The sequence below is a fragment of the Cupriavidus sp. 8B genome, from assembly GCF_054589115.1.
In genome coordinates this window covers 43375-57659 of record NZ_BAAILO010000322.1, presented here as the reverse complement: position 1 = coordinate 57659, position 14285 = coordinate 43375, and the positions used below count along the sequence as shown (strand labels likewise).

General features: G+C 68.5%; 12 protein-coding genes and 1 pseudogene. 4 read left to right on the top strand and 9 right to left on the bottom strand.

Annotated elements, in window-relative coordinates:
• Window positions 1-48: 48 nt before the first annotated feature.
• Entirely contained in the window at window positions 49-558 is a 510-nt protein-coding gene (locus ACYP5B_RS32405) for a gluconokinase (RefSeq protein WP_459572358.1), read from the bottom strand.
• Between the two features lie 188 nt (window positions 559-746).
• Window positions 747-2633 (bottom strand): phosphogluconate dehydratase, encoded by a 1887-nt coding sequence (gene edd, locus ACYP5B_RS32400; RefSeq protein WP_459572357.1) that lies wholly within the window; start codon window positions 2631-2633, stop codon window positions 747-749.
• A 325-nt stretch (window positions 2634-2958) separates the two neighbouring features.
• Between edd and ACYP5B_RS32395 the strand changes: the two genes are divergently transcribed.
• A complete protein-coding gene (locus ACYP5B_RS32395) occupies window positions 2959-3897 on the top strand; it encodes a MurR/RpiR family transcriptional regulator (RefSeq protein WP_400095681.1) in 939 nt (312 codons plus the stop codon).
• Here ACYP5B_RS32395 and ACYP5B_RS32390 read toward each other — a convergent pair.
• The 6 genes and pseudogenes from ACYP5B_RS32390 to ACYP5B_RS32365 all read right to left on the bottom strand — a co-directional run bounded on the left by ACYP5B_RS32390 (window position 3809) and on the right by ACYP5B_RS32365 (window position 9227).
• Window positions 3809-4273 carry a ComEC/Rec2 family competence protein gene (locus tag ACYP5B_RS32390; protein WP_459572390.1) on the bottom strand — a complete coding sequence of 155 codons (465 nt, stop codon included), beginning with the start codon at window positions 4271-4273 and terminating at the stop codon, window positions 3809-3811. The genes ACYP5B_RS32395 and ACYP5B_RS32390 overlap by 89 nt on opposite strands.
• Window positions 4274-4445: 172 nt before the next feature.
• Window positions 4446-5258, bottom strand: a pseudogene (locus ACYP5B_RS32385) (ComEC/Rec2 family competence protein); the annotation flags it as partial.
• Window positions 5192-6238: a ComEC/Rec2 family competence protein gene (locus ACYP5B_RS32380; protein ID WP_459572356.1), complete on the bottom strand. Its 1047-nt coding sequence runs from the start codon at window positions 6236-6238 to the stop codon at window positions 5192-5194. The gene ACYP5B_RS32380 and the pseudogene ACYP5B_RS32385, both read right to left, overlap by 67 nt.
• A gap of 73 nt (window positions 6239-6311) precedes the next feature.
• Window positions 6312-7193, bottom strand: a complete 882-nt coding sequence (locus ACYP5B_RS32375; protein WP_459572355.1) for a TatD family hydrolase — start codon at window positions 7191-7193, stop codon at window positions 6312-6314.
• 32 nt (window positions 7194-7225) lie between these two features.
• On the bottom strand, window positions 7226-7984 hold the full coding sequence (locus ACYP5B_RS32370; protein ID WP_459572354.1) for an ABC transporter ATP-binding protein: 759 nt from the start codon (window positions 7982-7984) through the stop codon (window positions 7226-7228).
• Window positions 7977-9227 carry a lipoprotein-releasing ABC transporter permease subunit gene (locus tag ACYP5B_RS32365; protein WP_318230719.1) on the bottom strand — a complete coding sequence of 417 codons (1251 nt, stop codon included), beginning with the start codon at window positions 9225-9227 and terminating at the stop codon, window positions 7977-7979. Before ACYP5B_RS32365 ends, ACYP5B_RS32370 begins: the two co-directional genes overlap by 8 nt.
• Window positions 9228-9387: 160 nt before the next feature.
• Here ACYP5B_RS32365 and ACYP5B_RS32360 point away from each other — a divergent pair, with 160 nt between their 5' ends.
• The gene (locus ACYP5B_RS32360; RefSeq protein ID WP_459572353.1) at window positions 9388-10512 is read left to right on the top strand and encodes a hypothetical protein; all 1125 of its coding nucleotides are present in this window, start codon (window positions 9388-9390) and stop codon (window positions 10510-10512) included.
• Window positions 10513-10551: 39 nt separating this feature from the next.
• Window positions 10552-12249: a single-stranded-DNA-specific exonuclease RecJ gene (gene recJ / locus ACYP5B_RS32355; RefSeq protein WP_267606105.1), complete on the top strand. Its 1698-nt coding sequence runs from the start codon at window positions 10552-10554 to the stop codon at window positions 12247-12249.
• A 27-nt stretch (window positions 12250-12276) separates the two neighbouring features.
• On the opposite strand, the gene ACYP5B_RS32350 is transcribed toward recJ, so the two are convergent.
• A complete protein-coding gene (locus ACYP5B_RS32350) occupies window positions 12277-13008 on the bottom strand; it encodes a peptidoglycan DD-metalloendopeptidase family protein (RefSeq protein ID WP_459572352.1) in 732 nt (243 codons plus the stop codon).
• A gap of 211 nt (window positions 13009-13219) precedes the next feature.
• Between ACYP5B_RS32350 and prfB the strand changes: the two genes are divergently transcribed.
• Window positions 13220-14285 (top strand): peptide chain release factor 2 gene (gene prfB, locus ACYP5B_RS32345; RefSeq protein WP_459572351.1). Its coding sequence is split into 2 segments (ribosomal slippage), with 1065 coding nucleotides annotated over them: window positions 13220-13300 and window positions 13302-14285; the frame shifts between segments, so codons are not numbered across the junction. This gene is flagged as partial in the annotation.

The window sequence follows — 14285 nt, the reverse complement described above, 5'->3', positions numbered from 1 at the left end:
AGCAAGATGTTTGCCAGCCTTGGCTTCGGGCCGGCATTGGCGATCGCCCTAGCGGGCGATCGCCGCACCATTTTGCGCCTGCACTCCGGCCAGTATGCGCTGCACCAGCGCCTCCGGCGTCTGGCGGATATCGAGCACCAGGGCATCGCGCGGCTCCTCCAGGGTCTCGAACTGGCTCTGCAGCAGGGCGGGATTGAAAAAGTGGTCGCTGCGCTCGGCCAGGCGGCCGCCAATGACGGCCGCATCGCCCTTCATGTAGACAAAGGTCACGCCGCCGTCGGCGGGCGTCAGGCGGTCGCGGTAGGTTTGCCGCAGCGCGGAACAGGTAAACACGTGGGTGCGCCCTTCGGCGCGGGCCGTATCGATCGCCGCGCGCATCGCGGCCAGCCAGGGCCAGCGGTCGTCGTCGGTCAGCGGGATGCCATTGTGCATCTTCGCCTTGTTGGCGGGGCTGTGGAATTCATCGGCATCGTGGAAGCCGCATTGCAAGGTCTTGGCCAGCAGTTGGCCGACCGTGGTCTTTCCGCTGCCGGAAACGCCCATCAGGATGTAGATCATGTCTGCTCCAACGATCATGTTCGGATGGTTTTCCCATCCTTGTCGGTAGTCCCCGCGCCAGCCGCCGGTCGGCTCCGGAAGCGTTCAGCCATGAAGCCATGATAGGACCCGCATGGGCCGGCTCGGGGTCGTCCCCGCCAACTGTCGGCTGCCGGGGACACAAATGACACAAATTTATGGGGCGCTGCCTATTGTGCGACGGCCGCGCCCGTTTGGACAGCGCCGGGCGCGTCGGCCTCGGATAGGTCCAGCGCGCTGCCGCCCTCCTCCGCGATCCGCGCATTGCGCCGGAACAGCCCGAACAGGCCCCGGCCAACGCTGAAATTCGTGAAGGCGTCGTCCGGCAGCACGGCCGAAGCACGCGTCGCCAGGTCGCCGTCGCCGTTGGCGGCGCCGAGCCATTCCAGCGTGCCCGCCACGGCGTCCACGCGGATCCGGTCGCCGTCGCGCACGCGCGCCAGCGGGCCGCCAGCAAGTGCCTCAGGCCCCACATGGATGACCGCTGGCACCTTGCCGGAGGCGCCGGACATGCGGCCATCGGTCACCAGCGCAACCTTGTGGCCGGCGTCCTGCAGCGCGCCCAGCACCGGGGTGAGGCGGTGCAGTTCAGGCATGCCATTGGCGTTGGGCCCCTGGAAACGCACGACCGCGATCATGTCGCCCGTGAACTCGCCGGCTTCGAACGCGGCTTGCAATTGCTCTTGCGAGTCAAAAACGCGTGCCGGCGCTTCCACCACGCGATGCTCGTCCGCGACCGCCGACACCTTGATCATGCCGCGGCCAAGATTGCCCTGCAGCAGGCGCAAGCCACCCTCGGCGGAGAACGGTTCGGCCGCGGTGGCCAGTACCGCGGCATCGCCGCTGACAGCCGCGCCATCGCGCCACTGGAGCACGCCGTCGATCATCACGGGCTCTTGCGTATAGCGGGCCAGGCCACGCCCGACCACGGTCTCCACGTCCTCGTGCAGCAAGCCGGCGGTGAGCAGCTGGCGAATCACGTAGGCCACGCCGCCCGCGGCGTGGAAGTGGTTCACGTCGGCCGAGCCGTTGGGGTAGACCCGCGCCAGCAGCGGCGTGATGCGAGAGAGACGGTCGAAATCGTCCCAGTCGATGAGGATGCCCGCCGCGCGCGCCATCGCGACCAGGTGGATGGTGTGGTTGGTCGAGCCACCCGTGGCCAGCAGGCCGACCACGGCGTTGATTACCGCGCGCTCGTCCACGATGCGGGCCAGCGGCAGGTAGTCGCCGCCCCGCGCCGTCAGGGCCAGCGCGCGTTGCGCGGCGGCGGCGGTGAGCGCGTCGCGCAGGCCGCTGTCCGGATGCACGAAAGCCGCGCCCGGCATATGCAGGCCCATGATTTCCATCAGGAACTGGTTGCTGTTGGCGGTGCCGTAGAAGGTGCACGTGCCGGCGCCGTGATAGGCCTCGCACTCGGCCTCCAGCAACGCTTCGCGGCCCACCTGGCCGGTTGCGTAAAGCTGGCGCACGCGTGCCTTCTCCTTGTTGGACAAGCCCGTCGACATCGGCCCGGCCGGCACGAATACCACCGGCAGGTGGCCGAACTGCAGCGCGCCCATCAGCAGGCCCGGCACGATCTTGTCGCACACGCCCAGCATGAGCGCGGCATCGAAGGTGTTGTGCGACAAGGAGACCGCCGTGGCCATCGCAATGGCGTCGCGCGAAAACAGCGACAGCTCCATGCCGGCATTGCCCTGCGTGATGCCGTCGCACATCGCCGGCACCCCACCCGCCACCTGCGCCACCGCGCCAACGGCACGCGCGGCCTCGCGGATCACGCCGGGATAACGCTCGTACGGCTGGTGGGCCGACAGCATGTCGTTGTACGCGGTGACGATGCCGAGGTTGGCGGCATGCTCGACCCGCAGTTTGAGCTTGTCATGCGCGGGCAGCGCGGCCAGGCCGTGCGCGAGGTTGGCGCAGGACAGCCCGCGCAAGGGACCGAGCTCCTGCTGGGCGCGTTCGCAGCGCGCGAGATAGGCGGCGCGGCTGCGCCGGCTGCGTGCGATCACGCGCTCGGTGACGGCGTGGACTTCGGCGTGGAGGGCTTTTGACATTGGGGAGTTCCTGGTCGTGATGCCTGATCGTATCCGGGAGGACTGGGGGACTTAGTTGGCGCTACCGGGCGCTATTGCTTGTAGATTTTCTACATTATATCTAAAGACAATTTGAAAACACTACGTGCACGCGTCAAAAAGCGCATTATTCATGGCATATTTGGCTCACATAGGTGAAATCCCTAGCCATCCGCCTCACCGAAGTCACAATGACCTCGCCTCCAATTCTGTAGAATATCTACATGCCGCTCGATCCGTCGAGCCACGGATTCCGGGGCCAGAGCCAGAACAATTCCCCGGCACAGACTGCCATCCCTCCTCTACCATGCGCGACCGAATTCTTGCCGTCTACGACACGCTTCGCCCCTCCGAACGCCGCCTTGCCGACTATGTCGCCCGCCACGGCGCCAGCGTGATCCGCTTGTCGATGCCCGAGCTGGCCGAGCGCGCGGGCGTGTCCCAGCCCACCATTGCGCGCTTTTGCGCGGCGCTGGGCTACGACGGCTTTCGCGAGTTCAAGCTCCAGTTCGCCCAGAACGTGGGCGGCGGCACGCCCTTCGTGCACCAGGACGTCAAGGCCGAGGACCGCCCTGCCGATATCGCCGGCAAGGTGTTCGACCGCACCATCGCCACCCTGATGACGGTGCGCAACGCGCTGTCCGCGGACCAGATCGAGCACGGCATCCAGCTGCTCGCCGCGGCCAAGCGCATCGAGTTCTATGGCTGCGGCAATTCGGGCATCGTCGCCCTGGATATCCAGCACAAGTTCTTCCGCCTCGGCATGCCCACCGTTGCGTACTCGGACTCGCACGTCTTCAGCATGTCGGCGGCACTGCTCGGGCCCGGCGATGTGGCGGTGCTGGTCTCCAACAGCGGGCGCACCTGGGACATGCTGGCCGCCGCCACGCTGGCCCGCGCCAGCGGCGCCAGCGTGCTGGCGCTGACCCACAGCGGCTCGCCGCTGGCCGCGTTGGCCGACGTCTGCGTGTTCTCGGACGTGGAAGAAGACAGCGAGGTCTACACCCCGATGACCTCCCGCATCTGCCACCTGGTGCTGGGCGACGTGCTGGCAGCGGGCGTTGCCCTGGAACGCGCCGACACCGTCTGCGCGGGCCTGCAACGCGCCAAGGCGCACCTGCGCGAGCGCCGTATCGCCCAGGCCGAGCCCGCGCACCTCAACGAGGCGCAGGCGGCGCCGCGCGCCAGTAGCGCCGCTCGTGCTGGCGGTAAGCCCGCAGCGCGTAAGACTCGCCGCGCGTCGTAAGCTGGACCGCGCCGGTTTCGTCGCTGCGATAGCGCGCGATCTCGTGCGAGCCGTAGCGGTCCCAGATCTCGGGCCGCGGATGCCGGTGGCGGTTGCGGTAGCCCACCTGGAACAGCGCGACCTCCGGCGCCACCACGGCCAGGAACGCGCCGCTCGATGAGGTGTTGCTGCCGTGATGCGGCACCTGCAGGAAGTCCGCGCGCAAGTCTTGCGTGGACAGGCGCGCCAGCAGCGCCGCCTCGTCGCGCCGGGCGATATCGCCGGTCAGCAGGAGGCTGCGCGCGCTGCCCGCCACCTTGAGCACGCAACTGCGCGCATTGCTGTCGATGGCAGCATTCTGCGCGGCGCCCGGCAAGGGATGCAAAGCGCACGCCATCCCACTCCCACTGCTGGCCCGCCGCGCAGGGCTGCGCCTCCAGGTGCGCAGCGTTCGCCGGCGGCACCAGCAGCCGATGTCCCGGCGGCGCGCCCGACAGCAGGCTGTCCACCGTCAGCGCCGCCATGATGTCGCGCGCGCCGCCCGCATGGTCGGCGTCTTCATGGCTGATCACCAGCGTGTCCAGCCGGCGCACGCCGGCGCCGCGCAGGAACGGCACGATGGCCCGCGCGCCGGCGCTGCTGCCCAGCTCGCCACGCCCGGCGCCCCAGCCGTAAGCCGGCCCGGCATCGTAGAGCAGCACGCGCGAGCGCGTTTCCACCAGCACCGCCGTGCCCTGCCCGATATCGATCGCGGTGGCGCGAAACTCCCCGTGCGCCACCGGCTGCCGCCCCGCCAGCACCATCGACAACAGCAGCACCACGCCATGCAGGCGCGCGCGCACGCCACAGCGCACGGGCGCCAGCAACAGCAGCGAGCCGAGCACGGCCAGCGCAAGCGCCACCGGCCCGGCGCGCGCGGCCTGCCACACCGCCCACGGCGGCGCCGACAGCCACTCCAGGCCCAGCACCAGCCAGTGCAGCAACAGATGCGCGGGGCTGAGCAACCAGCCCGCCAGCGGTGCCGGCACCGCCGCCGCCAGCAACGCCATCGGCGTCACCAGCAGGCTGACCAGCGGGATCGCCGCCGCATTGGCCAGCGGCGAAATCACCGAGACCTGCTGGAACAGCAGCAAGGTCAGCGGCACCAGCCCGATGGTGACGGACCATTGCGTGCGCGTGGCCTGCGCCAGGCTGGCTCGGAAACGCTGCCAACGCGTCAGCGTAGCGTGATTGGCCGGTTGCGCCGCGGCCAGGAAGATCACGCCCACCGCGCCGAAGGAAAGCCAGAAGCCGGGCGACAGCACCGCCCAAGGGTCTAGCCCGATCGCACGAACTCGGCCCAGGACAGCACCAGCGAGGCCGGCGGCGTGCGCCCGCTCCATAGCGCCAGCGCCGCCACCACCAGCATCGACACGGTGCGCAGCGCCGGCACCTGCATGCCCGCCAGCAGGCCGTAGATGAAGCCGGCAATCACCGCGCCCACCAGTGCGGCGCGCCGTGCCGGCCACCACAGCGGCAAGGGCCGCGGCAGCCATCGCCCGAGCCCGAACGAATGCCGCCACAGCCAATAGACGAGGCTGGAGAAAAGGCCGGAAATCATGGTGATATGCAGGCCGGAAATGCTGATCAGGTGGCCGATGCCGGTGCGCGTGAACAAGGTCCAGTCGCGCTGCTGGATTCCGCGCTGATCGCCTACCACCAGGGCAGCCAGCACTGGCGCAAAGCGGGCATCGGCAGGCAGGCTTTGCAAGACGTGATCGCGCACCTGCGCCCGCCATCGCGCGATTCGCCACGCGAGCCGTTCGCCGACAGCGTCCCGCGGCTCGCCCATGGCATCGCGCACGTAGCCGGTGGCGCCAAGCCCCGCCGCCATCAGCCAGAACTCGTAATCGAAGCCATGCGGGTTGGCCAGGCCATGGGGCTGGCGCAAGCGCACCGTGAAGACGTAACGCTCGCCTGGACGCAAGCCGGCCGGCGCGTCCTCCCAGCCCAGCAAGACGCGGGAAGGCATGCCGCCCGCATCGTCGAGCGCGAACACGAAGCGCTGGCCGCGCGCGGCCTGGGCCGGCAGCCCGGCCACCACGCCGCTCACCACCAGGTCCACGCCTTCCAGCGCGCTCGCCAGGCGCTCGCCCAGACGAACCTCGGCGCGCCACGCCGACCAGGCGAAGCCAGCCAACAGCGACAACGCGATCAAGGCCACCCGCGCCCAGCCGGTATGGCGCGTGCGCAGACGCAGCGCGAGCGCGGCCGCCAGGAGCCCGGCAGCCGCCAACACCCACACTGCGCCGCCACGCGGCAGCGAGCCTTGTTGCTGCAGCCACCAGCAGCCCGCCACGAAGGCGAGCAAGAACAGACGCATGCGGATTCCCCCAACGGTTAGATGGGATATCGGATGCGTCTGCTTATACGGCCGTCACCGGCCGTGAGGCTTGTCAGGATGAAACGGGTTGGTTGCCGATTGTTTCGGCCGGGGCCGGGGCAGGCAATGCCGAGGGGAACATGGTTGCCGCAAACGCGCCCAGGCGCGGCAATGCGCCCACGGAGTTGCGCCACATCGCCAGCGCCAGCGGCGCGGCTTCGAGGCCGCGCAACTCGCCCAGCACCCGGGCCACGCCGGCCACTTCGGCAGGCGTGTTGCGCGCCTTGTGCTGCTCGCCAAACTGGTCGTCGGACAGCCATGCAGGTGCGATGTCGGGCGCGTCTGTCTCGAGCACGATGGCGTCGAGCGGCAGCTCCGCCGCCAGGCGCCGGATCTGGTTGGCGCGGCTGAAGGTCAGGTTGCCGCCAAAGCCCAGCTTGAGGCCCTGGTCGATAAACCCCCGGGCCTGCTGCACGCTGCCGTTGAAGGCATGGGCAATGCCCTGGCGCACGCCGATGCGGCGCAACTGGGCCGCCACCTGGTCCTGCGACTTGCGCACGTGCAGCAGCACCGGCAAGTCGAACTCGCGGGCAAGCTTGAGCTGCTCGGCATAGATCCAGGCCTGATGCGCGGCGTCGAGGCCGGGCACGAAGAAGTCGAGCCCGATCTCGCCGATGCCGACAAAGCGCGGATCGGCCAGCGAGGCCTGCACCTCGCGGCGCAAGGCGTCGAGGTCGCCCCGCCCCGCACCCGGCGTGCACAGCGGATGGATCCCCAGCGCGTAGACGCAGCTATCGTGGCGGTGCGCCAGCGAGCGCACCGCGGCGAAGTTCGACACGGCCACCGCCGGCAGCACGATGCCCGTCACCCCCGCCGTGGCAGCGGCGGCGGCAACGGCGTCACGGTCGGCATCGAATTCACCGGCGTCGAGGTGGCAATGGGTATCGATCCACATGGCAGGCTCCGCTGTGCCGGGCTGGCGCGCTGTTAGCGCTCGCGGTGGATATGCCCGTCGCGCAGGCGCAGCACGCGATCGCAGCGGCTGGCCAGGTCGAGGTCGTGGGTCACGATCACAAAGCTGGTGCCCAGCGTGCGCGACAGCTCCAGCATCAGGTCGTAGACGCCGCCCGCGGTGTGGTCGTCCAGGTTGCCGGTGGGCTCGTCGGCCAGCACGCAGGCCGGGCCGCCCACCAGCGCGCGGGCGATGGCCACCCGCTGGCGTTCGCCGCCGGACAACTCGCCGGGCCGGTGCTGCGCCCGGTCGCCCAGGCCCACGCGCTCCAGCACCGTCATCGCCGCCGCGCGCGCCTTGGGCTGGCGCAGCCCGCGGATGCGCATCGGCATGGCCACGTTGTCCAGCGCGGTGAACTCGGGCAGCAGGTGATGGAACTGGTAGATGAAGCCCAGCTCGCGGTTGCGCACGATATTGCGCTCGCTCTCGCGCAGCGCGGTGAAGGGCCGGCCCTTCAGGGCGACGCGTCCGCTGTCCGGGTTGTCGAGCCCGCCCAGCACATGCAGCAGCGTGCTCTTGCCCGAACCGGACGCACCGACGATGGCGACTTTCTCGCCCGCATCCACCCGGACATCCACGCCCTTGAGCACGGTCACGTCCAGGCCGCCCTGGCGGAAGCGCTTGGTCAGGCCTTCGGCCAGCAACACCGGCGTATCGGATGCGGCCTTGCCGGCGGAATCGGCGGAATCGGCGGCATTGCCAGCCGGCACGGCATGCAGCAGGGTTTCACTCATAGCGCAGCGCCTCCGCCGGGTTGACGCGGGCAGCGCGCCAGCTTGGGTAGAGCGTGGCCAGGATGGACAGCACAAAGGAGACGATACCGATGGTCGCAATGTCGTTCACGCGGGGATCCGAGGGCAGTTCGCTGATGAAATAGATGTCGCGCGGCAGGAACTGCACATGCAGCAGCCGCTCGATGAAGGGCACGATCACATCGATGTTGAAGGCGATCAGCGCACCGCCGGCAACGCCCGCCAAGGTGCCGATAAAGCCGATGGCAATGCCCTGCACGATAAAGATCTTGGTGATCGAACTGGGCTGGGCGCCCATGGTGCGCAGGATGGCGATGTCAGCCTGCTTGTCCGTGACGGTCATCACCAGCGTGGACACCAGGTTGAAGGCCGCCACCGCGATGATCAGCGTCAGGATGATGAACATCATGCGCTTCTCGGTCTGCACCGCGGCAAACCAGTTGCGGTTCTGCTTGGACCAGTCGCGCAGGTAGAGCTCGCCGGAGAGCGTGCCGGCCAGCTCGTCGGCCACCTGGGGCGCGCGTTGCATGTCCGTCAGTTTCAAACGCACGCCGGTGGGCCCGGCGAGGCGGAACATGGCTTCGGCGTCGCGGATATTGATCAGCGCCAGCGCGTTGTCGAACTCGAAATGGCCGGACGAGAACACCCCGACCACGGTGAACTGCTTGAGCCTCGGCAGCACGCCGGCCGGCGTGATGGTGCCCTGCGGCACCACCAGCGTGACCTTGTCGCCCACCTGCACGCCCATCGCGTTGGCCAGTTCATTGCCGAGAGCGATGCCGAATTCGCCCGGAAGCAGGCCATCCATGCTGCCACCCCGGAACTGCTTGCCGATATCGGAAACCTTGGGTTCTTCCGAAGGCTCGACCCCGCGCAACAGCACGCCGCGCACGGCATCCTCGCGGGTCAGCATGGCCTGCGCGGCCACATAGGGCGCGGCACCGATCACTTCCTTGTTGCGCATCGCCTCGGCGGCGGTCTTCTGCCAGTCGGGCAGCGCCCCGGGGCCGACCACCTCGATGTGCGACAGCACCGAGAGCATGCGATCGCGCACTTCTTTCTGGAAGCCGTTCATCACCGACAGCACGACGATCAGCGCCGCCACGCCCAGCGCGATGCCGAGCATGGAAATCATCGAGATAAAGGAAATAAAGGTGTTGCGGCTGGCGCGCTTGCTTGCGCGGGTGTATCGCCAACCGATCTGCCACTCGTAAGGAAAGTTCAAGAGGGTTCCTGTTGTTAAGGAGAAACGCCGGCGCCACACCGCCAACGCCGCTGATGACTTGCCGGCCGCGCACCCGAGGCGCCGCCCGCGCCACTGTCGCAACCGGCCCGGGGACGATATTTCCGCCGCCGGCCAGCCGCAAGTTTACAATCTCGGCACCATGATGACGCACCTGACCCTGATTGTGCCCTTTTCTGTCCCGCCCGGCGCCGCGATCGACGCCGACGGCGGTGGCAACGACGCCATGCTCGAAGCCCTGCTGCGGCAGTTGGAGTTGCCGGCGCTGGGAAAGTTGCTCACGCGCGCCAGCCCCGGCCCGCGCGAGCGGCACGACGACCCCTTCCTGCGCGCGCTGCCGCATGAGCGCTGGCTGGCCGGGCGTGCCGGGCTCGACACAGCTCGCGTGCCCAGCGCCCCGTACATGCGCCTGGCCGACATGACCGCCGCCGGCACGGGCGCCGCCGCGGACGATGGCCAGGCCTGGGCCTGCCTGCAGCCGGTGCATATCCATGCCGCGCGCGACCACCTGGTGCTGATGGACCCGGCCCAGCTGCATATCCGGGCCGAGGAATCCGCCGCCCTGCATGCCGCGGTGGCGGCGCTGCTGCAGGAATCCGGCATTGTGCTTGAAACACCGCATCCGGCGCGCTGGTATATCCCGCAAGCCGTGTTCGGGCCGCTTGTCGCCGCCAGCCCCCTGCGCGCCACCGGCCGCAACATCGACGTGTGGATGCAGGCCGGCGAGCGCGCGCGCGACTGGCGCCGGATCCAGAACGAGATCCAGATGACCTGGTATGACCATCCGGTGAACCAGGCCAGGGAAGCTGCCGGGGAGTTTTCCGTCAATTCGGTCTGGCTCCACGGCGGCGGCACCCTGCAACCGGTGCCGCGCCTGGCCGACACGGTACTGGCCGGCGATGCCTTCCTGCGCGGCCTGGCGCTGGCCGGCGGCGCCGCATGCCAGCCCCGGCCGCCCCGCTTCAAGGCCGTCGAAGGCATGCAGGGCAGCGCCATGGTGCTGCTGGAGGACGCCATCGAGTCCCATATCGCCCAGGACTGGGGCCTGTGGATCGAGCGCATGCACACGCTCGACGCCGAATGGTTCGCGCCCGCCCTGGCCGCCCTCGAAGGCGGGCAGTTGCAGGCGCTCACGCTGATGCTGTCTGGCGACAATCACTACGCCGAGTTCACCGTCCGCCGCGCCGACCTGCGCAAGTTCTGGCGCGGCCTGGGGCAGCGCGGCGACTGGCGCGCGCTGCTGTCCGACCTGGCTTATGCCGCCTGATATGCCGCCCGATCACCTGGTTTTCCGCAAGACCCCGCAATGACAAAAATCGCTGTTCGCTCTTTTTCCGCCGAGCACGCCGGCAAGCTGGCCGGGTTCGGCCTGCATCCCACGCTGGCGCGCATCCTCTCGGCGCGCGGCGTGCGCGAGCCGGCCGAGCTCGCCACCGAGCTGCCCGGCCTGGTGCCGCCGGCGGCCATGAAAGGCATCGACCACGCGGCCACCTACCTTGCCGACGCCATCGCCGCCGGCCGGCGCCTGCTGATCGTGGCCGACTATGACTGCGACGGCGCCACCGCCTGCGCGGTGGGCGTGCGCGGCCTGCGCATGCTGGGGGCGCGCATCGACTACATCGTGCCCAACCGCTTCGAGTACGGCTACGGCCTGACCCCGGAGATCGTCGCGCTGGCCGCGAAGCAGCAGCCGGACGTGATCGTGACAGTGGACAACGGCATTGCCAGCGTCGACGGCGTGGCGGCGGCCAATGCGCTCGGCATCGACGTGGTAGTGACCGACCACCACTTGCCCGGCGACCAGTTGCCCGACGCGGCGGTGATCGTCAATCCCAACCAGCCCGGCTGCGAATTCCCCAGCAAGAACCTGGCAGGCGTGGGCGTGATGTTCTACGTGCTGCTGGCCTTGCGTGCCGAACTGCGCCGCCGCGGCGTGTTCGACGCGCAGACCCAGCCGCGCCTGGACACCCTGCTCGACCTGGTTGCGCTGGGCACGGTCGCCGACGTGGTCAAGCTCGACAGCAACAACCGCATCCTGGTGGCGCAGGGCTTGAAGCGCATGCGCGCCGGACGCATGCACGCCGGCGTGGCCGCGCTGTTCCGCGCCGCCGGGCGCGAGGCCACGCGCGCCAATACCTTCGACCTGGGCTTTGGCGTGGGCCCGCGCCTGAACGCCGCCGGGCGGCTGGCCGACATGTCGCTAGGCATCGAATGCCTGCTGACCGATGACGCCAACCGCGCCTGGGAGATCGCCCAGGAACTCGACGGCATGAACCGCGAGCGGCGCGACATCGAAGCCGGCATGCAGCAGGAAGCCTTGCAGATACTGGAAGGCCCGCTGGGCGCGCTGGACCCGGCCGCGCGCTTTACCGTCAGCGTGTTCAACGACACCTGGCACCAGGGCGTGATCGGCATCGTGGCCTCGCGGCTCAAGGAAAAATACCACCGCCCCACCATCACCTTCGCGCCGGGCGACGAGGACACGATCAAGGGCTCGGGCCGCTCGATCCCGGGCTTTCACCTGCGCGATGCGCTGGACCTGGTGTCCAAGCGCCATCCCGGCCTGCTGAAGAAGTTTGGCGGCCACGCCATGGCTGCCGGCCTGACCCTCGGCGCCGACAGCTTCGGGCAGTTCATGGAAGCGTTCGAGGCCGTGGGGCGCGAATGGCTGAGCGACGAGCAGCTGGCGCGGGTGATCGAGACCGATGGCGACATCGAGGATGCCTGCTTCAGCCCGGAATTCGTCTCGCTGCTGGAGCAGCAGGTCTGGGGCCAGGGCTTCCCGGCGCCCACCTTCTGCGGCGAGTTCAACGTGCTGCGCCAGAGCGTGCTCAAGGGCAAGCACCTGAAGCTGCAGCTTGGGCGCGGCAGCCAGCGCTTCGACGCGATCTGGTTCAACCACGCGGATTCGCTGGGCGCCAGCGCGCTGGTGGCCTACCGGCTCGACAACAACACCTTCAACGGCATCACGCGGGTGCAGATGGTGATCGAGCACGCGCAGTAGCGCGCCCGGCTGGCCAGCGGCTTAACCTTAGCCGCGCGCCGGCAGCAATCCCGCCGGATCCACCGGCTTGCCGTTGTTGCGCACCTCGAAATGCAGCTCGCTGTCGGCCGTGCCCATGCGCCCGACCTCCTGCCCGCTGGAGACCTGCGCGCCCTCGCTGACCGAGGGCTTGTCCAGGTTGCCGTACACCGTCAGCCAGTTGTCGTCGTGCTTGATGATCACCAGCATGCCGTAGCCGCGCAGGTTGCCTACGTGGATGGCCTTGCCCGCGGCGGACGCGCGTACCACGCTGCCGGGCGCCGTGTTGATACGCAGGCCCTTGCTGGCGGGCGGCCCGTAGCTGGCGGTCACGCGGCCGTCGGCCGGCCATTGCAGGCGGATGCTGGTGGCAGGCGCGCGCGACGGCGCGCTGTTGTCCACCCGCGGGGTGTCCCCGACCGCCACCGGGCCGTTGCCAGCGCCCGTACCGGAGCTGGCGCTGGCGCCAGCCGGCGGGCGGATTCGCAGCAGCTGCCCGACTTCGATGCGGTCCGCGCTGGGCAACTGGTTCCAGCGCACCAGGTCGCGCACCGAGCGCTTGTGCCGCCGGGCCACGGTGTACAAGGTATCGCCGCTTTGCACCCGGTAGTAACCATCCGGCGCGGGCTCGCTGGCCAGGGTGCCGCAGCCGGCGGCCAGGCACGCGGCAGCAGCGGCCGCCAGCAGGCCAAGCAGCGCGCGGCGCCGCGCGTTCGTCTTGTCGTGGTTGCTTTGCGTCATCACGTACTTATTGTCCCTCCCTGTCCATATCTTGAAGCCGGCCTTGTCACCTACCTTGGGCCGACGGCGCGTTCGAGTCGGCCATGCCGCACCCGCAACTGTAGACCCTCCAGGGGGCAATCCGTTCGAAATCACGCAACAGACGCTATCACAGCGGGGGCCGAAGCCCCCGATCCGCTATAATTCAGGGTTTTGAAAGCGCAGGAACATCATGGAAGCAGAACGCCTCAACGCCATCTCCGGTGCCATCTCTGATCTCCGTTCGCGAACGGAAGATCTACGGGGGTATCTTTGACTACGATGTCAAAGTAGGAAGACTCGACGAAGTCAACGGCGAACTCGAGGACCCCGAGGTCTGGAACAACCCCAAGCGGGCCCAGGATCTCGGCAAGGAAAAGAAAATGCTGGAGGGCGTGGTCAGCGTGCTCAGCAAGCTCACCGACGACCTTAGCGGCGCCGACGAGCTGTTCGAGCTCGCGCGCGAAGAAGGCGACGACGACACGCTGGAAGCCATCGAGACCGACGTAGCCGGCTTCGAGGCCATCGTCGCCGACATGGAATTCCGCCGCATGTTCTCCGGCGAAATGGACCAGGCCAACGCCTTTATCGACATCCAGGCCGGCGCCGGCGGCACTGAAGCCTGCGACTGGGCGTCGATGCTGCTGCGCCAGTACCTGAAGTATTGCGAGCGCAAGGGCTTCAAGGCCGAAGTGCTGGAAGAGTCGGAAGGCGACGTGGCGGGCATCAAGAGCGCCACGATCAAGGTCGAGGGCGAGTACGCGTTCGGCTACCTGCGCACGGAAACCGGCGTGCACCGCCTGGTGCGCAAGTCGCCGTTCGATTCGTCGGGCGGACGCCACACGTCGTTCTCGTCGGTCTTCGTCTACCCCGAGGTGGACGAGTCGTTCGAGGTCGACGTCAATCCGGCGGACCTGCGCGTGGATACCTACCGTGCCTCCGGCGCGGGCGGCCAGCACATCAACAAGACCGATTCGGCCGTACGGATCACGCACATCCCGACCGGCATTGTGGTGCAGTGCCAGAACGACCGCTCGCAGCACCGCAACCGCGCCGAAGCCATGTCGATGCTGAAGTCGCGCCTGTACGAGCACGAAATGCGCAAGCGCCAGGCCGAAGCCGACAAGCTGGAGTCGTCCAAGACCGATGTGGGCTGGGGCCACCAGATCCGCTCGTACGTGCTGGACCAGAGCCGCATCAAGGATCTGCGCACCAACGTGGAAATGTCCAATACGCAGAAGGTGCTGGACGGCGACCTG